This window comes from Nonomuraea sp. NPDC005692, from assembly GCF_040631115.1.
Lineage (GTDB): Bacteria > Actinomycetota > Actinomycetes > Streptosporangiales > Streptosporangiaceae > Nonomuraea.
Genome location: NZ_JBEXYU010000002.1, coordinates 389,520 through 413,615, shown reverse-complemented (window position 1 = coordinate 413,615; position 24,096 = coordinate 389,520). Strand labels below are relative to the sequence as shown.

Annotated in this window: 23 protein-coding genes and 1 tRNA gene; 10 read left to right on the top strand and 14 right to left on the bottom strand. The window is 72.3% G+C overall.

Annotated elements, in window-relative coordinates; genetic code table 11:
- The first annotated feature begins 818 nt into the window (after nucleotides 1-818).
- Nucleotides 819-1,385 (top strand): hypothetical protein, encoded by a 567-nt coding sequence (locus ABZ459_RS06830; RefSeq protein WP_357966822.1) that lies wholly within the window; start codon nucleotides 819-821, stop codon nucleotides 1,383-1,385.
- A 183-nt stretch (nucleotides 1,386-1,568) separates the two neighbouring features.
- A complete protein-coding gene (locus ABZ459_RS06825) occupies nucleotides 1,569-1,781 on the top strand; it encodes a hypothetical protein (protein ID WP_357966819.1) in 213 nt (70 codons plus the stop codon).
- 61 nt (nucleotides 1,782-1,842) lie between these two features.
- On the opposite strand, the gene ABZ459_RS06820 is transcribed toward ABZ459_RS06825, so the two are convergent.
- From ABZ459_RS06820 to ABZ459_RS06810, 3 genes are all read right to left on the bottom strand, one after another.
- Entirely contained in the window at nucleotides 1,843-2,022 is a 180-nt protein-coding gene (locus ABZ459_RS06820; protein ID WP_357966816.1) for a hypothetical protein, read from the bottom strand.
- A 139-nt stretch (nucleotides 2,023-2,161) separates the two neighbouring features.
- Nucleotides 2,162-2,234: transfer RNA gene (locus tag ABZ459_RS06815), tRNA-Thr, on the bottom strand.
- Nucleotides 2,235-2,274: 40 nt separating this feature from the next.
- Nucleotides 2,275-2,505 carry a transposase gene (locus tag ABZ459_RS06810; RefSeq protein WP_357966813.1) on the bottom strand — a complete coding sequence of 77 codons (231 nt, stop codon included), beginning with the start codon at nucleotides 2,503-2,505 and terminating at the stop codon, nucleotides 2,275-2,277.
- A 133-nt stretch (nucleotides 2,506-2,638) separates the two neighbouring features.
- On the opposite strand from ABZ459_RS06810, the gene ABZ459_RS06805 reads away from it, so the two are divergent.
- Nucleotides 2,639-3,274, top strand: coding sequence for a hemerythrin domain-containing protein (locus ABZ459_RS06805; protein WP_357966810.1), 636 nt, complete (start codon nucleotides 2,639-2,641; stop codon nucleotides 3,272-3,274).
- Between the two features lie 15 nt (nucleotides 3,275-3,289).
- Here the strand turns inward: ABZ459_RS06805 and ABZ459_RS06800 are convergent, their stop codons facing one another.
- Genes ABZ459_RS06800 through ABZ459_RS06790 form a run of 3 tightly spaced genes read right to left on the bottom strand, consistent with a single transcriptional unit; the run spans nucleotide 3,290 to nucleotide 8,069 of the window.
- Complete coding sequence (locus ABZ459_RS06800; protein WP_357966808.1) at nucleotides 3,290-6,496, bottom strand: BTAD domain-containing putative transcriptional regulator; 3,207 nt, start codon at nucleotides 6,494-6,496, stop codon at nucleotides 3,290-3,292.
- A gap of 32 nt (nucleotides 6,497-6,528) precedes the next feature.
- Complete coding sequence (locus ABZ459_RS06795) at nucleotides 6,529-7,059, bottom strand: NlpC/P60 family protein (protein ID WP_357966805.1); 531 nt, start codon at nucleotides 7,057-7,059, stop codon at nucleotides 6,529-6,531.
- Between the two features lie 53 nt (nucleotides 7,060-7,112).
- Complete coding sequence (locus ABZ459_RS06790; RefSeq protein WP_357966803.1) at nucleotides 7,113-8,069, bottom strand: lysozyme; 957 nt, start codon at nucleotides 8,067-8,069, stop codon at nucleotides 7,113-7,115.
- Between the two features lie 305 nt (nucleotides 8,070-8,374).
- Here ABZ459_RS06790 and ABZ459_RS06785 point away from each other — a divergent pair, with 305 nt between their 5' ends.
- The 3 genes from ABZ459_RS06785 to ABZ459_RS06775 are packed head-to-tail and all read left to right on the top strand — an operon-like array spanning nucleotide 8,375 to nucleotide 10,556.
- Nucleotides 8,375-9,316: an ATP-binding cassette domain-containing protein gene (locus tag ABZ459_RS06785; RefSeq protein ID WP_357966800.1), complete on the top strand. Its 942-nt coding sequence runs from the start codon at nucleotides 8,375-8,377 to the stop codon at nucleotides 9,314-9,316.
- Nucleotides 9,297-10,040, top strand: coding sequence for an ABC transporter permease (locus ABZ459_RS06780; RefSeq protein WP_357966797.1), 744 nt, complete (start codon nucleotides 9,297-9,299; stop codon nucleotides 10,038-10,040). The genes ABZ459_RS06785 and ABZ459_RS06780 overlap by 20 nt, the downstream gene beginning before the upstream one ends.
- Nucleotides 10,041-10,049: 9 nt before the next feature.
- Complete coding sequence (locus tag ABZ459_RS06775) at nucleotides 10,050-10,556, top strand: NUDIX hydrolase (protein ID WP_357966795.1); 507 nt, start codon at nucleotides 10,050-10,052, stop codon at nucleotides 10,554-10,556.
- On the opposite strand, the gene ABZ459_RS06770 is transcribed toward ABZ459_RS06775, so the two are convergent.
- The 3 genes from ABZ459_RS06770 to ABZ459_RS06760 form a co-directional block, all read right to left on the bottom strand.
- A complete protein-coding gene (locus ABZ459_RS06770; RefSeq protein ID WP_357966793.1) occupies nucleotides 10,553-11,218 on the bottom strand; it encodes a flavin reductase family protein in 666 nt (221 codons plus the stop codon). The two genes, ABZ459_RS06775 and ABZ459_RS06770, sit on opposite strands and share 4 nt — an antisense overlap.
- A gap of 68 nt (nucleotides 11,219-11,286) precedes the next feature.
- The gene (locus ABZ459_RS06765; protein WP_357966791.1) at nucleotides 11,287-11,664 is read right to left on the bottom strand and encodes a DUF2255 family protein; all 378 of its coding nucleotides are present in this window, start codon (nucleotides 11,662-11,664) and stop codon (nucleotides 11,287-11,289) included.
- A 70-nt stretch (nucleotides 11,665-11,734) separates the two neighbouring features.
- Nucleotides 11,735-12,610: a LuxR C-terminal-related transcriptional regulator gene (locus ABZ459_RS06760; protein WP_357966788.1), complete on the bottom strand. Its 876-nt coding sequence runs from the start codon at nucleotides 12,608-12,610 to the stop codon at nucleotides 11,735-11,737.
- 86 nt (nucleotides 12,611-12,696) lie between these two features.
- On the opposite strand from ABZ459_RS06760, the gene ABZ459_RS06755 reads away from it, so the two are divergent.
- Nucleotides 12,697-14,313, top strand: a complete 1,617-nt coding sequence (locus ABZ459_RS06755; RefSeq protein WP_357966787.1) for an AMP-binding protein — start codon at nucleotides 12,697-12,699, stop codon at nucleotides 14,311-14,313.
- Nucleotides 14,314-14,479: 166 nt separating this feature from the next.
- Complete coding sequence (locus tag ABZ459_RS06750; protein WP_357966784.1) at nucleotides 14,480-16,972, top strand: cytochrome c oxidase assembly protein; 2,493 nt, start codon at nucleotides 14,480-14,482, stop codon at nucleotides 16,970-16,972.
- Here the strand turns inward: ABZ459_RS06750 and ABZ459_RS06745 are convergent.
- Nucleotides 16,956-17,936, bottom strand: a complete 981-nt coding sequence (locus tag ABZ459_RS06745; protein WP_357966781.1) for a YafY family protein — start codon at nucleotides 17,934-17,936, stop codon at nucleotides 16,956-16,958. The genes ABZ459_RS06750 and ABZ459_RS06745 overlap by 17 nt on opposite strands.
- A gap of 60 nt (nucleotides 17,937-17,996) precedes the next feature.
- On the opposite strand from ABZ459_RS06745, the gene ABZ459_RS06740 reads away from it, so the two are divergent.
- On the top strand, nucleotides 17,997-18,566 hold the full coding sequence (locus ABZ459_RS06740; RefSeq protein WP_357966778.1) for a DinB family protein: 570 nt from the start codon (nucleotides 17,997-17,999) through the stop codon (nucleotides 18,564-18,566).
- Nucleotides 18,567-18,760: 194 nt separating this feature from the next.
- On the opposite strand, the gene ABZ459_RS06735 is transcribed toward ABZ459_RS06740, so the two are convergent.
- The 4 genes from ABZ459_RS06735 to ABZ459_RS06720 form a co-directional block, all read right to left on the bottom strand.
- On the bottom strand, nucleotides 18,761-19,963 hold the full coding sequence (locus ABZ459_RS06735; RefSeq protein ID WP_357966775.1) for a DUF6596 domain-containing protein: 1,203 nt from the start codon (nucleotides 19,961-19,963) through the stop codon (nucleotides 18,761-18,763).
- A complete protein-coding gene (locus tag ABZ459_RS06730; protein WP_357966772.1) occupies nucleotides 19,960-20,298 on the bottom strand; it encodes a YciI family protein in 339 nt (112 codons plus the stop codon). The genes ABZ459_RS06735 and ABZ459_RS06730 overlap by 4 nt, the downstream gene beginning before the upstream one ends.
- A 144-nt stretch (nucleotides 20,299-20,442) precedes the next feature.
- Nucleotides 20,443-21,972, bottom strand: coding sequence for an FAD-dependent monooxygenase (locus ABZ459_RS06725; RefSeq protein ID WP_357966769.1), 1,530 nt, complete (start codon nucleotides 21,970-21,972; stop codon nucleotides 20,443-20,445).
- A gap of 68 nt (nucleotides 21,973-22,040) precedes the next feature.
- Nucleotides 22,041-22,367: a hypothetical protein gene (locus ABZ459_RS06720; RefSeq protein WP_357966766.1), complete on the bottom strand. Its 327-nt coding sequence runs from the start codon at nucleotides 22,365-22,367 to the stop codon at nucleotides 22,041-22,043.
- Between the two features lie 186 nt (nucleotides 22,368-22,553).
- Here ABZ459_RS06720 and ABZ459_RS06715 point away from each other — a divergent pair, with 186 nt between their 5' ends.
- Nucleotides 22,554-23,951 carry a glutamate decarboxylase gene (locus tag ABZ459_RS06715; RefSeq protein ID WP_357966763.1) on the top strand — a complete coding sequence of 466 codons (1,398 nt, stop codon included), beginning with the start codon at nucleotides 22,554-22,556 and terminating at the stop codon, nucleotides 23,949-23,951.
- The last annotated feature ends 145 nt before the right edge of the window (nucleotides 23,952-24,096 follow it).

Here is a 24,096-nt window from a genome sequence, read left to right as displayed (position 1 = left end):
CGACACCTCTCGGAGGCCTTGGCCAAGGGGCTGTACCGCTTGGAGGCCCTGGCCAAGGCGCCACGCTTCCGGGATTCGCTGGGCCTCACGAAGGGGCAGAGCATTCGACAGGCGCTCAGATGGCGAGAAGCGAGGCACCTCCGGCATCTGCCCCGGCGACCCCGCCGGTCGCCCCTCCCACCGGCGGCGTTCTCCCCGTCGAAGGCCCTCTGGTCAGCGGTTCGCCGGCCGGAGGTCCCCCGGCCGGCGCACTTCCGGCCGACGGTCTCCCAACCGGCGCGCTTCCGGGCAGCGCACTTCCGGTTGGCGATCTGCCGGGCGGGGGCCTGCCGGGCGGGGGCCTGCCGGCCCGGGGCCTGCCGGGCGAGGGGTTGCTGGGCGGGGATCGGCCGGGCGAGGGGCCTCCGGTAGGTGCGGTTCCTGGGGGTGGCCTTTGGGTGAGCAGGATTCCCGTCGATGGAATTGCGGGAGACGGGGGTTCCGACGGCCTGTCCGGCGGGGGCGTTGCCTTCGGCGCTTCGCCGACGGGCGCTCCCTCCGGCGGCGCGCTTCCCGCCGACAGGCTTCCCGGTGAGGGGAGTCCTGGTGACGGGCCGCCTGCGGGTGAGCCTGGGGCCGCCCTGCCCGTAAGCGGTGTTCCCGCCGCCAACGGGCTCCCCGCCGGTGCCGCTTCCCTGGTCGATGGTCTTCCCGCCGACGCTTCCCCGGTCGGCGGGACGCCAGGCGCTCCGGCGGGTGGGGTGGCGGCTCCGGCGGGTGCAGTGGCCGTACCGGCGGGTGGGGTGGTGGGGTCGGCTGGTGGGAGGCGGGGGGTTGGGGTGGGGGCTTTGGTGGTGGCGGGGGCGGTCGGGGTCGGGGTGGTGGTCGGGTTGTGGGTGGCGCCGCGGCATGCGGAGCCCCTCGCGCTCGGCCGGCCGGTCTCCGACGACGGGCGCGCGTTCGGCCCCGGAGGGTCCAGCCGGTTCACGGTGACCGTGAACCCCGCCAACACCGGCGTACGCCTGATCCGCCGCCTGGACGCCGGCATCTCCATGCAGCAGGCCGCCATCACCGTGAACGGCGCCCCCGCCGGCGTGTGGCACCCCCTGCCCGTCGAGAACACCTACCGCTGGCGGGACCAGTCCGTGGACCTGCCGCTGGCGCTGACTTCAGGACGCCGATCGCTGACCGTGCTCAACAGCTTCGTCTCCTCCTCCCTCGACTTCAACGAGTTCCTCTACGTCGTCAAGCAGCAGGTGAAGGGCGTCTGGTCGATCGCCGACACCGTGGACGTGGGGCCGTACCACACCACCAGCGAGGCCGCCCACGGCTACCGGCTCACCGGCCCGCAGACCTTCGCCGACACCCGTCACTTCGCCTACCCACCCCTGGACGAGACCGCGTAGCGCCGGAAACCGCCGAGCAGGCGAAACCGCGCAGCGCCGCGTGGCGACAGACCGCCGGGCACGCGAAAGCTCCGGACGCTTCCCCGCGTCCGGAGCTTTCGGGTGTGGGCAACCAACCCTCACCGGCCTACTGCCCGCCGGTCCGCATTCTATGCTTTTGTCCGTTTTGCGTAGAGTTGTGGCGTGACACGCTGGCACGGCCCCCGCGGCATCCTCGTCGAGATCATCACCCTCGGCGCGAGGCAACGCATCAAGGTCACCCAGACCGTGAACGGCCGCCGCTACCTCCTCGGCTACTACGGCACCATCGCCCAGATCGTCCACCACGTGGACCTCGCCGACCTGGTCGAGGTGATCGACCTCCCCGCCTTCGCGTCCCGGAAGGCCAGAGCCTGACAGCCGTACGACACCGAAAAGCCGCCCTTCCCGCACGGGAAGAGCGGCTTGCCCGCAGGACCTACAGGTCCTTGCACCACATCCATTTGCCTTCGATCAGGCATTTGTACCAGCCGTCGTTCGCCGGGTTCCACGCGTAGGCGGGACTGCTCGCCACGCTGATCGTCAGCACGGTCGAGACGGAGAGCAGGATCAGAGCCAGCGCCCGGCGCACACCACGGGCCGCGAACATGTTTCTCATGACCGTCATGGAACACGCCCGTGCTTGGAGCCTTCTTGGGGCTGACTGAAGCCCCAGGACAAGCGCCATCCAACCCGCACAACGAAAAACGCCCGGCTCCAAGTCACCTTGGCCGGGCGTCATATCTGCTCATTACAAGAGCCCCCAAACGGAATCGAACCGTTGACCTTCTCCTTACCATGGAGACGCTCTGCCGACTGAGCTATAGGGGCCTGTCCGCTCGCTGCGGACAGGTGTAACCATACACGGCACTCAGCCATGATGCGAACTCGTACGGGCCTCCACCGCGCCGGTGGATCCGCGGCGCGCGGCAAGATCGATCACCTCGCACAGATCGGCCAGGTCGACGTGGGCGGCCACCTCCTCCACCGAACGGCAGTCGGCGACCAGCCACCCGTTCCTGCGCACCCGCAGCACCTGCCGGCCCGCCCGCATCACCGGCACGACCTCGACGCCGTCGAGGCCGACCCATCGCCTGTCCATAGCGGCACACCCTAGCCGCCGGGTCTCTCAATTTCCGTCCGCCACAGGCGTTACCGCCATGCCAAGTCGGCACCAAGAGGTGTCTAAGAGCCGCGTCCCAGGCTGGTGTCAAACGGACAGAAGGAGCACCGAAATGGCACCCAACATGCTCGGCTTCCGCATCACGCACCGGGCCATGCGCGGGGACACCCGCCGTCTGGCCGAGGTGATGAGCGCGATCGCCGCCGGCGAGCAGCAGGCCGGTCAGGAGCGGCTGCGGGCGATCACGACGTTCACCGCCAAGCTCTGCGCGGGCATCCACCACCATCACCAGGCCGAGGACAACGTGTTGTGGCCGGTCATCGTCCGCTCGGCGGGCGCCGAGGTGGACCTGAGCGACCTGACCGACGACCACGCGGCGCTCGACCCGCTGCTGGAGGAGATCACGACGGCCGGGACCCAGCTCGGCACCGACGGGCAGGCGGCCCGGCGGATGGCCAAGTCCCTGGCCGCGCTCGCCGACCTGCTGGACGAGCACATCGAGGAGGAGGAGCGGCTGATCTTCCCGGTCGTCGCCAAGTACGTCTCGGAGGCGGACTGGGAGAAGGTCGAGACCGAGGTCAGGAAGGGCGGGGACGTCCGGTTCGACCTGCCGAGGATCGCCCAGTACGCCCAGCCGGAGGAGCTGGCCGAGCTGCGGCGCCTGGCCGGGCCGGTGCTCATGGTGCTGCTCGCGCTCATGCGGCGCGGCCACCGGCGCCGCCAGAGCCTGATCTTCGGCACGCCGTGATCCCCCTGGGACCGCTCAGCGCCGCGCCCGGCGGCGGGCCGCCTGCGCCCAGTGGGGCGAGCCGACGCGCTCGGCGACCTTCAGAGCCTGCGCGTAGTGGCCCTCGGCCGGCAGCCCGAGCAGCTCGGCCAGGTCGCCGAGCACCAGCGCGACCGGCCCGAGCGTGACCGACCCGCTGCTCATCCCGGCCAGCTCGTCCGCCCACGGCAGCAGGACGCGGTAGGAGCGTCCGGCCACCTCGCGGTCCTCCAGGGCGACGGCGGTCAGGCCGCGCAGCGCCTGCCACATCAGCCAGTAGTAGTTGCGCGGCAACCACGACTCGGGCCGCCACACCCGCCGGGCCGCGTCGAGCTCGCCCGCGGCCGCCAGCGCCCCGGCGTAGATCTCGTGCACGGTGTCGCTGTTCACGCGTTCCCGGATGGCGGCCAGCTCGTCGAGGGAGTCTCGGACGTTCCCGCGGGCCATCCGGACGGCGAACCTGCCCAGAGCGCCCATGGCCCGCGCGTTGACGCCGCCGCGCTCGGCCATCTGCTCGGTGAGCCCGGTGTAGACGGCCTCCGCCTCGTCGAACTCGCCCTCGACCAGCTTCCGCAGCGCGCCGAACAGCGCCAGGATGGCCAGCGACATGCCGAGCTGGCCGCTGGTGGACACCGCCACGCCGCTGTCGGCGTGCCGCCTGGCCGCCTCCAGGTCGGTGCGTCCGAGCGCGGCCATGAGCAGCGCGCAGTGGCCCAGCGTGAGGTAGCCGACGAGCCGGTGGGTGCGGCCCAGCTCCAGCAGCTCGGCGCCGACGGCCTCCAGCTCGTCCCGCCGTTCGGGGCTGAGCACGGCGAAGTAGCGGGCGTTGAGCGCCAGGCAGAGCAGGTCGGGACGGCCGAGGCGGCGGGCCAGGGCCACGGCCTCGGCGCCGGCGGCGTCCACGCGGTCGTCGTCGTGCCCCTCCAGCTCGAACACGAGCGCGGCCAGCAGGCGGCAGCGCGTCTCGTCGTCGGGACCGGCGGCCAGCTCGCGCTCCACGGCCTCCATGAAGTCCCTGTTGTAGAGGGAGTCCACCTGGATCGTCCAGACCACGGGGGCCTCGTAGGAGGTCAGCGCGCGGGCGAGCGGGCCGCGCGGGGCGGCCAGCTCGACGGCCCGCGTCCTGGCGGCCAGCGCGCCCAGCACGTCGCCCGCGTGGCCCAGCGCCGAGACCAGTCCGCACAGCAGGTCGAGCCGGGTCGCGTCGTCGGTGGCGAACTCCAGCGCGGCGCGCCACAGCGCCGCCGCCTCGCGGTGCGCGTGCAGGCCCGACGCCTGTACGGCCGCCGCCCTGGCGTACCGTACGGCGTCCGGCGCGGCGGCCTCCAGCGCGTGGTGCGCGAGGGCCGCCACGTCGTTCGGCCGCAGCCGCTCCAGCACCGACACCACGCGCCCGTGCAGCCGGGTACGGCGGATCCGCGCGGTGTCCTCGTACAGCGCCTGCCTGACCAGGACGTGCGTGAACCTGACGCGGCCCGGTCCCGGCTCGGCCAGCAGGCCCGTCATGACGCCGGCCTCCAGGCCGTCGAAGACGGTGTCCTCGTCGCCGTCGTGCAGCGCGATCAGCACGTCCACGTCGGCGTCCCTGCCGACGACGGCGGCGTTGCGCAGCACGGTCTGGGCGGTCGCGGGCAGGCGGGTGATGCGGCGGCGGATGAGGTCGCGCACGCCGGGCGGCAGCGCCTCGGCGGCCTGGGGCCCTTCGGAGGCCAGCAGGCGGGCGATCTCGCAGACGAACAGCGGGTTGCCGAGCGTGCGCTCCAGGACCGTGCGGACGGTGGCGGGGTCGAGGCCGGCGCGCTGGGAGTGGCGTTCGAGCAGCGTGGCGACGGCGGCCTCGTCGAGCCCGGCGAGCTCGACGTGCCTGCTGCCGGTGGCGAGCGCGGCCAGGGTGGCGGTCAGGTCCTCGGTGGTCTCGGCCGGACGGTAGGTGGCGACGACCAGGATCCGCGCGGCGGGGTCCAGGTGCCGCAGCAGGTGCAGGGTCTCGCCGTCGGCCCGGTGGACGTCTTCGAGCACCACGAGCAGCGGCGCGCAGCCCGCCAGGTAGCCGGCCACGGCCCTGGCGAGCTGGAACTGGTTCTGGATGGCGACGCCGTCGTTCAGGAGGGGGGCCAGGCGGGCCGCGTCGGCGGCGGCGGGCGGCCGTACGGCGGCGAGCTGCCGGACGATCTCGCTCCACGCCCAGGCGGGCGGCGCGTCGCCGTCGATCTCCGGGCAGCGTCCGAACGCGACCCGCCACCCGCGCTCGGCCAGCTCGGCCGCGAACGCCTCGGCCAGCGCGCTCTTGCCCGCGCCCGGCTCGCCGCCCAGCCAGACCGTGCGCCGGAGAGGCCGCCCGGCCTCCTCCCGCAGCGCGACCAGCTCGCGGGCCCGGCCCACGATCGAGGGCTCCTGCGTGGCCACGGGCCGTTCCTGGACGAGTTCGACGACCTCGGGCGCGTGCAGGGACTCGGATTGGCGGAGGATGTCCTGTTCGAGCGCGCGCAGGGCCGGGCCGGGATCGACGCCGAGCTCCTCGGCCAGGTTCTCGCGGGCCTGGCGCAGCACGGCCAGCGCCTCGGCCTGGCTGCCGGACCGGTAGAGGGCCAGGGCCAGCAGGCGGACGGCGTTCTCGCGCAGGGGATGGGCGTCGGCGTGGGCGCGCAGCTCCGGCACGGCCTCGGCGTGGCGGCCCATCAGCAGCGCGGCCTCGGCGCGGTACTCGACGGCGACGAGCCTGAGCTCGGCCATCCTGGCCGCCTCGGGCGCGGCCCACTCCTCGGTGAACTCGGCGTAGGCGGGGCCCGTCCACAGGCCGAGCGCCTGGTCGAGCAGGTCGTGGGCGACGCTGCCTGCGCCCCGCTTGAGTGCCGCGCCGGCCGCGTCGATGAGGCCGGGCAGCCGCCAGGCGTCCACGGCCTCGTCGGGCAGGCAGAGCCGGTAGCCGGGCGGGGCGCTGACGATCACTCCGGCGGGGGCGCGCGGCGGCCGGTCGGGTTCGAGGACGCGGCGCAGGTTCGAGACGTAGACCTGGAGCGCGGCCAGCGCCTTGGGCGGCGGCTGCCCCTGCCACAGGTCCTCGATGAACCGGTCGGTCGAGACGAGCTGGCCGTCGGCGGCGACCAGGCGGGCGAGCACGGCGCGCTGCCTGGCGGAGCCGAGGTCGAGCCGGCGGCCGGCCATGGTGGCGTGGAGCGGTCCAAGGAGGTGTAACTGGAGCATGGCACCCTTTTCAGTACCGGTAGCGCCCGCTTTCAGTACCGGTAGAAGCCCGCGAAGTCAGATCTTCGCCCGATATCGTCAATGCGCACCGAAGCCCCCGTCTCAGGTGCGTTCATCATCTTCCCACGACCCAGATAGATGCCCACATGATGCGTCTTGATCTTATTTTTCGTGATTTTTCCGAAGAAGACTAAGTCGCCCGGCAGGCCCCGCTCGACGGGCCGCATCCTGCGTACGTGGTCGTCGGTGTTGCCGGGGCCGAGCACGTCCCTTCCGTTGGCCAGGGCGTAGACCCAGCGGGCCAGGCCGGAGCAGTCGAGGCCGCGGGTGCGCGCGGCCGGGCAGGGCTTGATCCGGCCGCTGTAGCCCAGGCAGGTGCCCTTCGTGGGGCCGGGCCGCTCGCCGTGGCCACCACCCCACGAGTACGTGATGTCGTACCGCTCGATCTCGTACGCGAGGCGCACGATCCTGGACGGCACGAACGTCGACAACGGCATGGACGCCGTGCCCACCAGCAGGACGACCAGGGCGGTCACCACCAGGACCAGCCGCCGCCGCGCCACCCGTTTCTCCCTTAAGCCGAGATTCCGGGTTTTATCCTACCTATCGCGATTTATCAGCTTTTGAGGTTAAGTGTGACCGTTCCTACCTCGACGACCATCCCGACCTGGCCCTTCGGCTTCGGCTTGGTGGTGAAGGTGAAGGCGGCCTTCTGGCCCCGCTCCAGCTTGCCGACCACGCAGCGCACCGCCGTGCCGCTGAACTTGCACCCGGGGGCCTTGACCACCTTCTGCCCGCCGTACGCGCGCCCGGAGACCACGATGTCCTCGACGGGGTGCGGGCCGGTGTTCGTGATCGTGACCCGGTAGAGCTTCCTGCCCTTGACCAGGCCGGAGACCGACACCCGGGCGGGCGGGTTGGCCAGCGACCTGAGCTGGGACTCCGAGCCGTTGAAGGAGTTCTGGCCGCCGACCAGCGAGCCCTTCTCCGCCGACTGCCAGAACGTGTGCCGCTTCCAGCTCTTCGGCAGCTCGCCGGGGTCGCTCCCCCAGCGGGCCAGCCAGAGCGGGTTGGCCTTGAACGCGCCGGAGTTGCCCGTGCAGGTCTGCCACCAGCTCGTGGTGGTGTAGATGATCGCGTCCCGGCCGGTCCGCTGCCGGTACTTCTTGGTGAAGTCCTTGATCCAGGTGACCATGTCCTCGGCGGACAGGTCGTAACAGTTGTTCTTGCCGTTCTTGTCCTTGTACGGGTTGTCCTCGATATCGAGGACCCCGGGCAGCGTTTGACCGTCGCTGGTCCAGTTTCCGCCGTTCTGCAGGAAATAGTCGGCCTGCGCTGCCCCATCGGATTCATGCGGTTGCGCAAAGTGATAGGCGCCGCGCAGGAGCCCGGCCGTCGCGGCCCCGCCGAACTGCGCGTCGAACCGTGGGTTGCGGTAGTTCGTGCCCTCGGTGGCCTGCACGAACGCGAACTTGCCGCCGCCGGAGGCCACGCTCGCCCAGTCCACGTCGCCCGTCCAGTTGCTGACGTCGACACCGGGAACACCGTCCGCCGCCTCTGCGACCCCCGTCATGCCGACAGCGGCAATTACCGCAATCAACCACAAGCGTTTCACGCCCGAGATCATCGCGGAGCCACCACATAGGCCGCAAGCACGGAAATATCACGCCTCTTCGCGAAAACGCGCGAAACCCCATGTCGAGGCCCGGAAATCCGCCTTCCCCAGCCACCTCCGCGGACATCGTTTCCGCAGGTCAGGGCCGTATATGAACGTCACATTCGCGTTTGCCAAATCGATATCACCCGGCTCAGACTGAACCGATCCCCGAAAGGGCCCCTGACCAGGGGTTTCTTCGCCATGCCCAGGAGGCACCACCCATGATCCACACCCGGGGCCTCACCCGAGTGTTCAAAATGAAGAAAGAGACCGTCGAAGCCGTACGCGGCATCGACCTCGACGTCGAACCCGGCCGGCTCGTCGCCTTCCTCGGCCCCAACGGCGCCGGCAAGTCCACCACCCTCCGCCTGCTCACGACCCTCCTCCCGCCCACCTCCGGCACCGCCGTCGTCGCCGGGCACGACGTGGCCCGCGACCCGGCCGGCGTGCGCTCCCGCATCGGTTACGTCGGCCAGAAGAACAGCGCGGGCGAGAGCTTCCGCGTCCGGGACGAGCTCGTCACGCAGGGCCGCTGCTACGGCCTGACCGTCTCCGACGCCGTCGCGCGGGCCGGCGAGCTGATGCGCCTGCTCGACCTGGACGACCTGGCCGGCCGCAGGCCGGGCACGCTCTCCGGCGGCCAGCGCCGCCGCCTGGACATCGCACTCGGCCTCATCCACCGCCCCGACCTGCTCTTCCTCGACGAGCCCTCGACCGGCCTCGACCCCAAGAGCCGCGCCGACATCTGGCGGCACATCCTGCGCCTGCGCGAGGCGTACGGCACCACGATCTTCCTCACCACCCATTACCTGGAGGAGGCCGACAACATGGCCGAACGGGTGATGATCATCGACAACGGCACGATCATCGCCGACGGCACGGCCGAGCAGCTCAAGAACGACCTGGCCGGCGACACCATCACGGTCACCACGGACACCGGCCAGGACGCCGCCAGGGCCGCCGAGCTGACCGGCGGCCAGGCCGAGGGCGTCACCGTGCGCCTGCGGGTGGCGAACGCGCCCGCCGCGCTCCCCGGCTGCCTGCGGGCGCTCGACGCCGCCGGGATCAAGGTGACCGCCGCCGAGACCGCGCGCCCCACCCTTGACGACGTGTTCCTCACCCTCACCGGGAGAAGCCTCACCGATGACGACCTTCCTGCGTGACACCACCACCGTCTTCACCCGCGAGTTCCGGCCGGTCCTGCGCGAGCCGGTCGCGTTGCTGTTCGAGATGGGCCAGCCGCTGCTGTTCCTGTTCCTGTTCGGCGCGCTGCTGGACGGCGCCGTGGGCTCGTCGTGGCAGTGGTTCGTGCCGGGCATCCTGGTCATGATGTGCCTGACCGGGCCGATGTCGGCCGGTTACACGCTGCTGGTCGAGCTGATCGGCGGCTCGCTGGAACGCATGCTGGTCACGCCGCTGAACCGGACGGCGATGCTGGTGGGCCGGGCGATGAAGGCGATGGTCGTCCTGCTGGCCCAGGCCGTGCTGATCATCGTGCTCGCCGTCCCGCTGGGGTTCGAGCTGTATCCGGCGGGCGTCCTGGCGGGGCTGGCGCAGCTCACGGTCTTCGGGGTGGGGCTGGGGGCGTTCTCGTTCGTCCTCGCCATCCGGTCGGCGCCCGGCGGGACGCTGTTCTACATCGTCAGCCAGTCGATCCTGTTCCCCCTGCTGCTGCTGTCGGGCGTGCTGCTCCCCCTGGACACCGCGCCGGGGTGGCTGCGCGCCGTCGGCACGGCGAACCCGGTCACGTACATCGTCGAGGGCCAGCGCGCGTTGTTCTCCGGCGACCTCGCGAACCCCTCCGTCCTGTACGGCACCGCGTCGGCCTGCCTGGTCGCCGCGATCGGCCTGTACCTGGGCAACCGGGCCATGCGCAAGGGCGTGTGAAATGGAGGCATGACCCGTGTGATGGCCTCCCGCACCGTGCCGTGGATCCCCGTCGAGCACCGCCTCGACGTGATCCTCTCCCCGGACCTCCCGCCCGCCGACGGCACGACCTCGGCGTTCGTGTTCGTCTCCGACAGCACCGGCAGGACCCTGCTCACCTGCGTCGACCGGCCAGGACGCGGCTGGGACGTGCCGGGCGGCCACCTGGAGGCCGGTGAGAGCGCCTCCGAGGCCGCGGTCCGGGAACTCCAGGAGGAGACCGGCCTGCTCCTGGAGCCGTCGGCCCTGTCGGTGTTCGCGTGGCAGCGCATCGAGCTGCTGCGCCCGGCTCCCGCCGGTTACCGCTACGCGCCGCTGACGTACATGGTGATGTTCCGGGCCCGGCTGGCGGCGCCCGGCGCCGCGACCGCGCCGCCGGCCGGGTCGGAGAGCACGGGCGCGGAGTGGCTGCCCCGGGCGCGGATCAAGGAGCTGTGCGCCCACCGCACCTGGCTGCCGCTGCTGGAACGCCTCTAGAGGGTGCGCGCGCGTTCGAGGTCGGCGCTGCGGTAGTGCCGCTCCGGGATGCTCGCCAGGGTGGACGGGTGCACCTGCGGGCCCAGGCCGTACAGCTTCTGGAAGCTCATGATGAGCGGACGCCAGGCGTCGGGGTCGATGTGGTCGTCGGTGCCCTTCATGCGGATGTCCTCGTGCACCCAGACCCGCTGCACCCGCACCTCGAACGCGAGCACCCCGCCGTCGCCGACCGGATGCGTCTCCTCCACCACGACCTCCATGGCGACCGGGCACTCGGCCACCCGGGGCGCGGCCACCGTCTCCGACGGGACGGCGGTCAGCCCGGCCCGCTGGAACTTGTCCGGCACGAACCGGTAGCCGCGCTGCCACTTCCGCTCGGGGACCGGGTCGCTCCCGGTGGTCAGCGCCAGCCGGTCCACCTGGGGGGCGAGGGCGTCGGACGGCAGGTTGAGCACGCCTTCGCCGGTCCGCACGAGATTCTGGGACGTCTTCGACCTGGCCCCGAGGCCCAGCAGGCCGCGCCAGCCCAGCCAGAAGGCCGACGACATGGGGGCGAGGTTGGGGGTGCCGTCCTCGTTCACGGTCGAGATCAGGACGACGGGGGTGCCGAAGTAGAGGATGTTGGGTTCAATGCGGACGTGCTGATCCACGACAGTGTTCATGCGTCCCACTGTCGCCGCCGGTGAGGGCCGGGTGCTGGCGGCCTTCGGACCTCTCGTTGCCGGGCCGGTCAGGAGCGCGGCACGAGCCTGATCGTGGCGGCCCGCGCCTGCCCGCTGAGCACCGAGTCCACGATGCTCTCCGAGTAGTGGCGGTACTTGGCCCGGTACGCGGCGTCGATCCGGTCGTTGAGCTCCTGGTCGGCGTCGGCGAACGTGACGCCCTTGTCGACGCCCCCGGCCTGGATCCGGCCGCGTCCGCGCTCCTGGGCGCCGCGGAACCAGGTGCCGTCCCGCCCGTTCACGGCCCGGACGTACAGGTCGTCGCCGAGGCGGACGACCCAGATCGTCACCGGGCGGCGCAGCTCGCCGTCGCCGCGCAGGGACGCGATCTGCAGCTCCTCGGCGGCGGCGATCCGGTCGAGTTCGTCGTTCGTCCAAGCAGTCATGGTGGGGGCCTACCCGGAACCGGTCGACGGCGCCGACGGGCATCGTCCGTAGTTGGTAAATCCGCCGGTGTCAGGGGAGGTAGCCGGCGCGCCTGGCCGAGACCACGCTCTCCATCCGGGTGTGGGTGCCGAGCTTGCGCATCGCGCTGCGCAGGTAGCTCTTGACCGTCTCCGGCTTCAGGTCGAGCCGCCGGCCGACCTCGGCGTTGCCGCAGCCGACCGCGACCAGGGAGAGCACGTCGAGCTCCCGGGGCGAGAGCGGGTTGGCCGGGACGGCGCCGCCGTTCGGCGCGGTCAGCCGGTCGCAGACGCCCTGCAGCCGCTCGCGCAGGACCGGGTCGGCGACCTCCTGGGCGATCGAGCGCAGCTCGGCGTGCGCCTCGCGCAGCTGCTCCCATTCGGGGCCGGCGGGCCGTTCGCGGGCGGCGCCGGTGATCGCGGCCGTCTCCAGCGCGGCCACCCGCCGCTCCACCTCCGCGCGTACGGCCAGCTCGACGCCGAGCCGGGCGGCGATCTGGTGCATGCCGTCGAGGACGCGGGTGCCGAGCGGCAGCGGCTCGCGGACGCCGCCGTAGAGCAGCCCGTAGACCGTCTCGCCCACCACGACGGGGACGGCCGCGATCGCCCGCAGGCCCTCCGCCGCCACCGGCCGGTCGTATTCGTGGCTGATGCGGGAGTCGGTGACGTAGTCCTCGACGCTGCCCGGCCGGGCGGTGACCAGGACCCGGCCGCCCAGGCCGCTGCCGGTGTGGATGGCGAGCCCGCGCAGCACGTCCGTGCGGACCCCCGTCAGCTCGGTGAGCCGCACGGCGCCGCCCGGGGCCGAGACCGCGCCGCCGAACAGGACGGGCAGCCCGACGACGTGCCGCATCCGGGTGAGGGCGGCCCGCAGGAGCACGGCGGCCTGCGGGGCCAGGGCACTCGACGGAAGATGTGTCACCGCCATGTCACCAGCATGGCACGCGGCCGGCGTCCCGCGGCTACCCCTGAACGGGGGTAGCGTGCCTCACCGCCCTGGCGGATGCTTCGGGCATGGGTGACTCACTGCTCTCCTACGCGTCCGGCGTCTCCGCGCTCCCCCTGCTGGGCGAGACGATCGGGGAGAACCTGGAACGCGCCGCGGCCCGGTACGCCGGCCGCGAGGCGCTGGTCGAGATGGCGAGCGGGCGGCGCTGGACGTACGCCGAGTTCGACGCCGCGGTGAACGAGGTGGCGCTCGGCCTGCTGGCCAGGGGCATCGCCAAGGGCGACCGGGTCGGCATCTGGGCCCCCAACTGCGCCGAATGGGTGCTGACGCAGTACGCCACCGCCAAGATCGGCGCGATCCTGGTCAACATCAACCCGGCCTACCGCGCCCACGAGCTGGACTACGTGGTCCGCCAGTCGGGCATGCGGCTGCTGGTCAGCGCCGTCGAGCACAAGACGAGCGACTACCGCGCGATGCTCGCCGAGATCGGCTTCACGCAGGTGGTGTTCATCGGCGAGCCCGGCTGGGACGAGCTGGTCGAGACCGGCCGCCGCGCCGACCCCGCCGCGCTGCGCGTACGGGCGGCCACGCTGTCCTTCGACGACCCGATCAACATCCAGTACACCTCGGGCACGACCGGCTTCCCCAAGGGCGCGACGCTGTCGCACCACAACATCCTCAACAACGGCTACTTCGTCGGCGAGGGCGTCGGCTACACCGAGGACGACCGGGTCTGCCTGCCGGTGCCGCTCTACCACTGCTTCGGCATGGTCATGGGCAACCTGGGCGCGACCTCGCACGGCGCCTGCGTGGTGCTGCCCACGCCCGGCTTCGACCCCGAGGCCACGCTGCGGGCCGTGGAGAGCGAGCGGTGCACCTCCCTGTACGGCGTGCCGACGATGTTCATCGCCGAGCTGGGCCATCCGCGCTTCGCCGACTTCGACCTGTCGTCGCTGCGCACCGGCATCATGGCGGGCTCGCCGTGCCCGGTCGAGGTGATGAAGCGGGTGATCGGTGAGATGCACATGAGCGAGGTGGCGATCTGCTACGGCATGACCGAGACGTCACCCGTGTCGACGATGACCCGCCGCGACGACGGGCTGGTCCGGCGCACCGAAACGGTCGGCCAGGTGATGCCGCACCTGGAGGTGAAGATCGTGCACCCGGAGACCGGGCTCGCGGTGCCCCGGGGCGAGCCGGGCGAGCTGTGCACCCGCGGCTACTCGGTGATGCTCGGCTACTGGAACGAGCCGGACAAGACGGCCGAGTCGATCGACGAGGCCCGCTGGATGCACACCGGCGACCTGGCCACCATGGACGCCGAGGGCTACGTCAACATCGTCGGCCGGATCAAGGACATGGTCATCCGGGGCGGCGAGAACGTCTATCCGCGCGAGGTCGAGGAGTACCTCTACACGCATCCCGACATCGCCGACGTCCAGGTGATCGGCGTGCCGGACGAGAAGTACGGCGAGGAGCTGATGGCCTGGATCGTCATGCGCCCCGGCACCGAGCCGCTGACCGCCGAGGCGATCAGGAACTTCTGCTCCGGCCGTCTGGCCCACTACAAGGTCCCCCGCTACGTGCACCTGGTCAACGGGTTCCCGATGACGGTCACCGGCAAGATCCGCAAGGTCGAGATGCGCGAACAGGCCGTCACCCTTCTGGGCCTCCATCCCTGACCTGCTGAACCGCGGGCGGCGGGGGCGCGTATCTCCGCGTATGCGCTGGAAGCAGACGTCGCTCGCGCCTGGCCCGGCCGAAGGCCCTGTGGGAGCATGTGGGGACCGCGCCCGCCCCGGGCGGCGCGGCCGGGTTCCTGGCCTCCGACGACGTGGCGGGTCGGCTATGAGAGCTTCTGCCCGGACGTACGCCGTGTTCGCGGTCGGCGTGGGCGTCCTGGTGCTGGTCGCGGCGCTGCGCTTCGGCGGCGGCGCCGGCACGGTGGAGGTCTTCGGGCTGCCCACCGCCGGTCCGGTCACCGACTGGGGGCTGCCGCTGGCCCGCCTGGCCCTCGACCTGTGCGCGGTGGCGTGCGTGGGGACGTTGCTGGCGGCGTCCGTGCTCGCCCCGGCCGGCTCGCCGGAGTCGGCGCGGTGCCTGCGCGCGGCGGGCTGGTGGGCGCTGGGGTGGGCGGTCGCCGCCCTGGCCGGTTACCTGTTCACCCTGTCCAGCTTCATCCCGATGCCGGTGCAGAACCTGCTCGCCGAGCCCGGCATGCTCGACTTCGGCACCTCGCTCCCGCAGACGCAGGCGCTCCTGGTGGTGCTGGTCACGACGTTCGCGGTGGCGGTGGCCACGCTCGTGCGCCGGGTGCCCGCCTGGGTGCCGATGGCCGTGGCGGCGTTCGGGCTGCTGCCGCCCGCCTACGTGGGCCATGCCGCCTCGGCGGCCGACCACGACATCGCCGTGTCCGCGCTGATGGCCCACCTGCTGGGGGTGTCGGTGTGGGTGGGCGGCCTGGCCGCGGTGCTGCTGCACTTCCGGCGCTCGGCCGACCTGCGGGTCGTGCTGCCCCGCTTCAGCACGATCGCGCTGTGCTGCTTCGCCGCGGTGGCCCTCTCCGGCCTGGTCAGCGCCTGGGTGCGCCTCGACACCCTGTCCGACCTGTGGCTGAGCCGGTACGGCCTGCTCCTGCTGGCCAAGGTCGCCGCCCTGGCGGTGCTGGCCTGGTTCGGCCGGCGGCACCGTCTGCGTACCGTCGCCGGTGTGGCCGACCGGGGGGTGCGGGGCACGTTCGTCCGGCTGGCCGCGGGCGAGGTGGCCGTGATGGTGGCGGCGACCGGGCTGGCCGTCGGCCTCTCGCGCACCCCGCCGCCGCCCGGCGCGGGCGGCGGGCACGACCATCCCGTCCTGGAGTACGCCCTCGCGCCCTTCTCGCCCGGCGCCCTCCTCAGCGAGGTGCGCTTCGACCCGCTCGTCCTGCTGCTGCTGGCGTTGCCCGCCGCCGGTTACCTGGCCGGTCTGCGCCGGGTGCCCGGCTGGCCGGTCCTGCGCACGCTCTCCTGGCACGCCGGGCTGGCCCTGGCCGCGGTCGCGCTGTTCGGCGGCGTGGGCGGGTACGCGCGGGCGATGTCGTCGGCCCAGGCCCTGCAGCACGTCGTGCTCGCCGTCGTCGCGCCGCTCCTGCTGTGCGCGGGCGCGCCGCTCACCCTGGCCGCGCGGGCCACCGGCCCCGGCTCCCAGTACGGCCCGCTCGGCGACCGCGCCCCCGGGCGGCGCCTCACCCGTCCCGCGCTGCTGACGGCCGCCGTCCCGGTGCTGCTCCTGCTGCTGTACGGCACGCCGTGGCTGCCCTGGTCGCTCGCCGGGTACGCGCCCCACCTGGTCACCATGGCCGTGTCCGCCGGTGTGGGCCTGCTGGTCGCCTGGGTGGTGCTCGACCTCGACCCGCTGCCCAGGCCGTTCCCGTGGGCCGCGCGGGTCCGAGTGCTGGCGGTGGCCGCCGTCGCGTACCTCGGGTTGGGGACGTACCTGCTGGTGGGCCCGGCCGTCGCGGCGGACTGGTTCGCCCTGGCGGCCCCGCCCGGGGTGCCCGACCCGCTGGCCGACCAGCGCGCGGCCGGGGTGGTGTTCCTGCTGGTGCCGCTGGCCGCCTACGCGTTCCCGGCCGTACGCCTGGCCCTGCGGCGGCAGGCCGCCCGCGCGCACCGCCCCCGGTCCGTCCTACACTCATCCCCTATGGGCGATCTCCCGGTCTACGACGTTGTCCTGTTGCCGCCGCACGACGTCAACGCCGAGGCCGTGCGCCTGAGCCGGCGTTGCGCGGAGGCCGCCGCGACCGAGTTCGTCCTGCGCGAGGACGGCCTCTACCCGCACATCTCGCTCTACATGGCCAATTTCACCCCCGACCAGCTCGAGAAGGCCGTCGCGCTGCTGCGCGACCTCAGCCGGCGCACCTCCGCGACGCTCCTGGAAGGCGAGTCCTTCGCCGCCAACGAGCACGGCATGGTCGAGCTGTTCTTCCGCAAGACGGACGCGATCACCCGCCTCCAGGAGGACGTCGTCGCCGCGCTCAACCCGTTGCGCACGGGCCTGCGCCACCGCGACCCGGTCGGCCGCGTGCTGGCCGACCACCGGCTCACCGCGCCGCCCAACGCCCGCGCCAACCTCGACCTCTACGGCTACGACGAGATCGGCGACCTGTTCCGCCCGCACATCACCCTCACCCGGCTCCAGCAGCGGGACCACCCGCTCGACCTGGGCCTCCTTGCCGCGCCGTCGGCCTTCACCGCCGCCTACCGGACCCTCGCGCTGTGCGTGATGGGCGAGCACGGCACCTGCACCGAGATCGTCGAGACCTTCACCCTGGACACCGCCCCCGTCACTCCGACGGCCTGACCGCCCCGGCCGACGACAGCCTGCGGGCCAGTTCCTGGCAGCGTTCCCTCAGCTCCGGCGGGTCGAGCACCTCGAAGTCGTGGCCCAGCGCGACCACGTGCATGAGCACGTAGTCGAGGCTGCCCGAGCCGCTGACCAGCTCGCACCGGTCGCTCCCCCGCTCCCGCACGACGGCCGCCGACGCCGGGACCTGCGCGCGTACCGTGGCGGCCGGGGCGTGCAGGAGGAAGCGCGCCTGGTGCGGATAGGCCCGGCTCGCCACGCCCTCCTGCACGTACGCCGCCGCGTCGGGCGCCGGCCGCGGCCGGAACCGGAAGGTGCGCGCGGCCACCTCGGCCATCCGGTCCACCCGGAAGCTGCGCCAGTCGTCCCGGTCGAGGTCGTAGGCGAGCAGGTACCAGCGCCGGTCGGAGGTCACCAGCCGGTACGGCTCGACCCGCCGCCGCCCCACCCGCCCTCCTGACGGGTAGTCGAAGCCGGCCTCGACCTCGTCCCGGCAGGCCCTGGCCAGCGTCATGAGCACCTCGGGATCGACCGGCGCACGCCCTCCGCCGAACGACTCCACCGCCCCGGACAGCGCGCGCACCTCGTGCCGGAGCCGGGCGGGCAGCACCGTGTCGAGCTTGGCCAGCGCCCGGATCGCGGCGTCGCCCGCGCCCGCGACCGCGCTGTCCGCCCCGGCGAGCAGCGACACGGCGGTGGCGATCGCCTCCTCGTCGTCGAGCAGCAGCGGCGGCAGGTCCTGGCCGGGGCCGAGCCGGTAGCCGCCGCCGATGCCCTGGCTGGCGTGCACCTGGTAGCCGAGCGCGCGCAGCCGTTCCACGTCACGGCGTACCGTGCGCGACGTGACGCCGAGCCGTCCGGCCAGCTCGGGGCCGGTCCAGACCTGACGCTGCTGCAACAGGCCGAGCAGGGTCAGCACCCGCTCGGTCGTGCCCCGCTCCTCGCCGCCCGTCTCGTCCATGCCGCCACCTTGCCAGAAAGCGGACCGATCCTGTCCGCCAGTGGAGTGATCGTGTGATCCATGGACGCACACACACTCGACTGGAACCGCACGTTGCGCGAGCAGTGGGAGTTCCACTGGAACCACCAGCTCCGGGCCCGGCTCGACGGTCTGACCGACGAGGAGTACTTCTGGTCACCGGTGCCGGACGCCTGGAGCGTACGGCCGCGCGGCACCTCCACGGCGCCCGTGCAGGCCGGCGCGGGTGGCTACACGATCGACTTCGCCTTCCCCCAGCCGGTGCCGCCGCCCTTCACCACGATCGCCTGGCGGCTCGGCCACGTCATCGTCGGCGTGCTGGCCGTCCGCAACGCCGTCCACTTCGGGGCGCCGCCGGCCTCGTACGAGACCTGGGAGTACGCCGGCGGCGCGGCCGCGGCGCTCGACCAGCTCGACACGCAGGCCGAACGGTGGCTGGCGGGCGTGCGGGACCTCGGCGAGGCCGGCCTGCGCCTGCCCATGGGCGACGCGGAGCCCTACCCGGAGGCCCCCATGGCCGACCTGGTCCTGCACGTCCACCGCGAGCTCATCCACCACCTGTCGGAGGTCTGCCTGCTGCGCGACCTGCACCTCCACATGAACCGCCCCTGACCGGAGGCGTCACTTCCTACCCTCTCCCCATGAGCACCGACATCCACGGCTTCATCGAGGCCCGTCACCCCCTCGCCCACGAGGACTGGCACGAGGGCCGGACGACGTGTCGGGACCGAGGGCCAGGTGGGCGCCCGTCTTCGAGGTGAACGCGGGCGCTCGCGCGACGGCTCGGACCCGACGGCCGCCAGGGGTCAGTCCCAGCGCAGACGGGCTTCCAGGAGTGCCTGCTGGGCCGGGTTGAGGGTCAGTTCCAGCGCCCTCTCGTCGGCCGAACGGGCCTCGTCCCGGCTGCCCAGGGCTCGCAGCAGCTCGGCCCGGGTGGCGTGGAACAGCGCGTACCGCTCCAACGCCGGCCCCAGCTCGCGCAGCTCGGCGAGCGCCGCCTCAGGCCCCTGTCCGTAGCGCAGCGCGACGGCCCGGTGCAGCCGGGTCACCGGCGAGGGCGCCAGGAACAGCAGCATGTCGTACAGCACCAGGATCTGCGCCCAGTCGGTCTCGGCGAAGGTCCCGGCCTCGGCGTGACAGGCCACGATCGCCGCCTGCACCTGGTACGGGCCGGGCCGCCGCCCAGCCCTGGCGGCACGCGTGAGCAACGCGCTCGCCTCCTCGATCGCCCGCCGGTCCCACAGGCCGCGGTCCTGGTCGGCGAGGAGCACCAACCGTCCGCCGGGGTCGAAGCGGGCCGCGCCGCGCGCCCGGTGCAGCCGGATCAGCGCCAGCAGCCCGGCCGCCTCGGGCTCCCCCGGCATCAGGTTCACCAGCAGCGCGGCCAGCCATTCGGCCTCCACGACCAGGTCGGGCGCCTGCGCCCGGTCCGCCGTGCTGGCCAGGTACCCCTCGTTGAACAGCAGATATACCACCGCCAGCACCTCGCCCAGGCGCTCCGGCAGCTCCTCCTGCGACGGCACCCGGTACGGGATCCCGGCCTCGCCGATCTTCCGCTTCGCTCGGGTGATCCGCTGCGCCACCGTCGCCTCCGGCACGACGAACGCCGCCGCGATCTGCGCCGTGCCGAGCCCGCACACCACGCGCAGCGTGAGCGCGATCTGCGCCGCACGCGACAGCGCCGGATGGCAGCAGGTGAAGATCAACCGCAGCCGGTCGTCCCGCACGGCGGGCTCCGGCCAGGTGAGGCGGGCGAGCTTGGCCCGGTAGTTCGACTCGCGCCGCAGCACGTCCAGGCCGCGCCGCCGGGCCACGGTGAACAGCCAGGCGTCCGGACGGTCCGGCACCCCCTCCTCCGGCCAGCGGCGCAGCGCGATCTCGACGGCGTCCTGCACCAGGTCCTCGGCCGCGGAGAAGTCGCCGAGGAGTGAGACCAGGGAGGCGGCCAGGCGGCCGGCGTGCTCGCGCACCGTCCGCGCCAGCACCTCCCCGTGCGCCGGCTCGGTCACGAGAGCGGGCGGATCTCCACGAGCGGGCAGGCCGGCCACGACCGCACCATCCGCAGGGCCTCGTCCAGGTCGGCCACCTCGATCTCGGCGAACCCGCTGATCACCTCCTTGCCCTCCACGAACGGCCCGTCGGTGACCACCGGGTCCCCCGAGCCCAGCTGCACCGTGGTCGCGGTGTGGCCAGGAGCCAGGTGGGCGTGATGGGTGATCTTGTCAGCGTGCTCGGTGAACCACCGTCCCACCGCCTCGTAGGCCGTCCGCTGCTCCAGCTCGCCCATTTCGGCCAGCTCCTTGGCGAACTGCTCGGTCTCGAAGAACATCAGCACGTACTTCACGTCGTCCTCCCTCGGTCTCCGGTCCGCCGCCCTGCGGCTCGACGAGCCGGGCGGCGGAGCCTTTCTACCTGGAAGACGATCGGCCGCGCCGCCGTCACGACATGGGGGCCGGAGAATCTGCGCACCCGGCCGGATCGCGCGTCCTCAGGGGGCGCCGAACCAGGTGGACAGCGCCTCGCGCAGCGCGGGCGCGGCCGTGTCGGCCGGTTCGTCCGGGCCGGCCGCCCAGGCGACGTGCGCGTCCGGACGGATCAGCAGCACGTCGGCCGGGCGCTGGTCGGTCTTGGCCGTGTGCACGTCGACCCGGTCCCGCCACTCGGCCGCGACCTCGCGCAGGTCCGCTCGGTCGGCCAGATCGAGCAGGACGGGCCGCGCGGGGTGCATGAGCTCGGCGACGCCGGTCATGCCCTGGCCGGTGTGCAGGGTGAGGTCGGGGGCGAACGCGCCGGCCAGCGGGTGATGGTGCGAACCGGGCATCGGGTAGCGGATGTCGCTGCCGGCCACCATCGCGCCCATGCGGCGCAGCGGCTGCTCGTCCGTCAGCAGCTCCTGGAAGACCTCCCGGAGCGCCTCGGCGGCCGCGTCGTGGCCGCGCCGCAGCGCCACCTGGGCGCGCGTGTGCAGCATGGTGCGGGCGCCCGCCGGATGACGTTCCTCCTGGTACGTCGCCAGCAACCCGGACGGCGCCCACCCCCGCACCTCGGCGGCCAGCTTCCAGGCCAGGTTGACCGCGTCGAGCATGCCCGCGTTGAGCGCGATCCCGGTCGCCGGGAACAGGTGAGCCGCGTCCCCGGCCAGCAGGATCCGCCCGTCCCGGTACCGTTCGGCCTGCCGCGCCTTGAACGTGAACCGCGACAGCCGCAGCGCCTCCCCCACCCGCAGGTCCACGCCGACCACGCGGCGCAGGCTGTCCTGGAGCTCCGGCACGGTCATCGGGACGTCGTCGTCGTACTCGGTGCTCTCGTCCTCGGCGGTGTAGAACGAGACGACCCTGGAGTCCGGCGACGAGCCGACGCCCAGCAGGCCGCTCTCGGTGCGGGTGAAACCGGCGCGGATCGCTCCGAAGCCGGGCACGTCGAGATCACCGTTGCCCAGCACGGTCACCTCGTCGGGCAGGGGGACCTGGGCCAGCCGGTTGACCTCCGGATAGACGGTGCCGGGGAAGGCGATGCCGGCCAGCTCCCTGACCCGGCTGCGCGCGCCGTCACATCCCACCACGTACCGGGCGGTCACCTGGTAGGGGCCGTCCGGTCCGCGTACGTCCAGGGTCACCGCGGTGTCGTCCTGGCTCGCCCCGACCACCTCGTGGCCGCGGCGCAGGTCGACGCCGAGCTCGCCGGCGCGCTCCTCCAGCAGCCGCTCAAGGAGCTGTTGCGGCAGCGGCAGGGCGTGCATCGGCGGATCGGCCAGCTGGGTGAGGTCCAGATGCACCCCGCCGAAGGGGAACCTGGGCGCCGGCATCGGTTCGGTGCAGGCCGCCGCGAACCGTTCCAGCAGGCCCCGGTACCGCAGCAACTCCAGGATCTGCCCGCCGAGCCCGCCCGCCTTCGGGACGTCCCTGCGCCGCGCCTTCCGCTCCAGCACCAACGGCCGCACCCCGGCCAGCCGCAGCTCCGCCGCCGACATGAGACCGGTCGGCCCGGCCCCCACGATGATCACATCGGCATCCGTCACTGGACGTTCCTCTCATAAGCCACCATCCGGCCGCCCACCCTATGCCGACACACCCCACCCAACCCGCCCTAGCTGGCCATATAGGGGACGACGACCACCTGATCGTCGTCTTCGTAGATGATCCTGCCTGGATCAGCCGATTCGAGGCGTACACAGGCCACATCGTGCGCGGCGAGGATCGCCAGATACCCCGGCACCCGCTCGACGAGCCGACCGGCCGACGCCTTGAACCAGGCCGCCGCCGCCGGGTTGACGTCCCGGCGGTAGACGTCGGGATCCACGGTCGTCGGGTCGGTGAAGTTCGCCTCGTACCACGCGTTGTTCTCGCGCCTGAACGCCTCCTCCTCGTCCGACAGAAGACCTCGCTCGGCGAGGTTGTTGACCAGCCCGAACACACCTGGGTACGTCCCGCGGCCGTTCGGCGCAGGGCTTTGGAACCTGACGAACACCGGCTCTCCCGTCAAGTGACTCTCCTCGGTGCGCGGCCCGCGGCTCGCGGGTAAAGCGGGCGTTGACTGACAGTAAAAACTTGCCTACTGTGAGTGCTCGACATCACAGGACTCATCGAGAAGGTGAAGCTCATGCTCAGACGAGTCGAATCCGACCGGTGGCAGGAAGCGCTCGATGTCAACCCCCTCTACAACGGGCTGGTGCCCGAGGGCGGCGTGCCCCGCTTCAAGATGCCGGCCAGCCCGATGAACCCCAGCGCGGCCCAGGCTCTCATCCGTGACGAGCTCCTTCTCGACGGCAACGCCCGGCTCAACCTTGCCACCTTCTGCACCACCTGGATGGAGCCGCAGGCCCGCGAGCTCATCGCCGAGACCCTCGACCGCAACATCGTCGACCACGACCAGTACCCGCAGACGGCCGACATCGAGGCGCGCTGCGTCAACATGCTCGACCATCTGTGGAACGATCCAAACGGCGTCAGCGTCGGCTGTTCCACGGGCGGCTCCAGCGAGGCGGCCATGCTCGGCGCGCTGGCGATGAAGTTCCAGTGGCGCGCGCGGCGCCGGGCGGCCGGGCTGCCCGTCGACCGGCCCAACCTCGTGATGGGCACCGCCGTCCACACCTGCTGGCCGAAGTTCTGCCAGTACTGGGACGTCGAGCCGCGCTGGGTCCCGATCGAGGAGCCGGCCTACACGCTGTCCGCCTCCCGGCTCAGGGAGTTCTGCGACGAGAACACCATCGGCGTCGTCGGCGTGCTCGGCTCCACGCAGTGCGGCAAGTACGACCCGATCGAGCAGATGTCGGCCGAGCTCGACCGGCTGGAGGCCGAGCGCGGCCTGAAGATCCCGCTGCACGTCGACGCCGCCGTGGGCGGTTTCATCACCCCGTTCCTGGAGCCCGACCGGGTGTGGGACTTCCGGCTCCCCCGGGTGCAGTCGATCAACACCTCGGGGCACAAGTTCGGCCTGGTGTACCCAGGCGTCGGCTGGATCGTCTGGCAGGAGCCCGACGCGCTGCCCGAAGACCTGGTGCTCTCCTGCGACCTGCTCGGCGGCAACATCGACACCTTCACGCTCAACTTCTCCCGCTCCGGCGCGCCGGTCGTCGCCCAGTACTACAACTTCCTGCGGCTCGGCTTCGACGGCTACCGGGCCGTCCAGCAGACCTGCCGGGACGTCGCGACCTACCTCGGCGACGAGATCGCGAAGCTGCCCGAGCTCTCGCTCATCGCCGACGGCTCGGAGCTGCCGGTGCTCGCCGTCCGGACCGCCCCCGGTTTCGACGGCTTCACCGTCTTCGACCTGGCCGAGCGGCTGAAGATGCACGGCTGGCAGGCCCCGACGTACTACCTGCCGCCCAACCTGGAGCACATCGCCGTCATCCGCTTCGTCATCCGCAACGGCTTCAGCCAGGACATCGCGGCCAAGCTGCTGGCGAACCTGCGTACCGAGGTCGAGTACCTGCGTGACAACCGGGTCCCGCGGCCGCGGACGTCCGCCGAGCAGCCGGGCGTGCCGACCGGGAGGTGAGCCGGCGGTCCCACTGAAGGGCGATCCCCAGATCCGGGGATCGCCCTTCTCGTTGGTCGCCGTCCAGGCCGTAGGGGAAATATGGCCAGATGTCCGGATCGTGAAGACGTCATGGGCGATCGGTGATCGCGTCTCTGGTGGGTGT

What these genes read in the sequence shown, in the direction of transcription:
- ABZ459_RS06820 (WP_357966816.1), bottom strand. Translation starts at nt 2,022, where the DNA reads ATGAGAAACATGTTCGCGGCCCGTGGTGTGCGCCGGGCGCTGGCTCTG.
- ABZ459_RS06810 (WP_357966813.1), bottom strand. Translation starts at nt 2,505, where the DNA reads ATGGACAGGCGATGGGTCGGCCTCGACGGCGTCGAGGTCGTGCCGGTG.
- ABZ459_RS06805 (WP_357966810.1), top strand. Translation starts at nt 2,639, where the DNA reads ATGGCACCCAACATGCTCGGCTTCCGCATCACGCACCGGGCCATGCGC.
- ABZ459_RS06800 (WP_357966808.1), bottom strand. Translation starts at nt 6,496, where the DNA reads ATGCTCCAGTTACACCTCCTTGGACCGCTCCACGCCACCATGGCCGGC.
- ABZ459_RS06790 (WP_357966803.1), bottom strand. Translation starts at nt 8,069, where the DNA reads ATGACGGGGGTCGCAGAGGCGGCGGACGGTGTTCCCGGTGTCGACGTC.
- ABZ459_RS06785 (WP_357966800.1), top strand. Translation starts at nt 8,375, where the DNA reads ATGATCCACACCCGGGGCCTCACCCGAGTGTTCAAAATGAAGAAAGAG.
- ABZ459_RS06780 (WP_357966797.1), top strand. Translation starts at nt 9,297, where the DNA reads ATGACGACCTTCCTGCGTGACACCACCACCGTCTTCACCCGCGAGTTC.
- ABZ459_RS06775 (WP_357966795.1), top strand. Translation starts at nt 10,050, where the DNA reads ATGACCCGTGTGATGGCCTCCCGCACCGTGCCGTGGATCCCCGTCGAG.
- ABZ459_RS06770 (WP_357966793.1), bottom strand. Translation starts at nt 11,218, where the DNA reads ATGAACACTGTCGTGGATCAGCACGTCCGCATTGAACCCAACATCCTC.
- ABZ459_RS06765 (WP_357966791.1), bottom strand. Translation starts at nt 11,664, where the DNA reads ATGACTGCTTGGACGAACGACGAACTCGACCGGATCGCCGCCGCCGAG.
- ABZ459_RS06760 (WP_357966788.1), bottom strand. Translation starts at nt 12,610, where the DNA reads ATGGCGGTGACACATCTTCCGTCGAGTGCCCTGGCCCCGCAGGCCGCC.
- ABZ459_RS06755 (WP_357966787.1), top strand. Translation starts at nt 12,697, where the DNA reads ATGGGTGACTCACTGCTCTCCTACGCGTCCGGCGTCTCCGCGCTCCCC.
- ABZ459_RS06750 (WP_357966784.1), top strand. Translation starts at nt 14,480, where the DNA reads ATGAGAGCTTCTGCCCGGACGTACGCCGTGTTCGCGGTCGGCGTGGGC.
- ABZ459_RS06745 (WP_357966781.1), bottom strand. Translation starts at nt 17,936, where the DNA reads ATGGACGAGACGGGCGGCGAGGAGCGGGGCACGACCGAGCGGGTGCTG.
- ABZ459_RS06740 (WP_357966778.1), top strand. Translation starts at nt 17,997, where the DNA reads ATGGACGCACACACACTCGACTGGAACCGCACGTTGCGCGAGCAGTGG.
- ABZ459_RS06715 (WP_357966763.1), top strand. Translation starts at nt 22,554, where the DNA reads ATGCTCAGACGAGTCGAATCCGACCGGTGGCAGGAAGCGCTCGATGTC.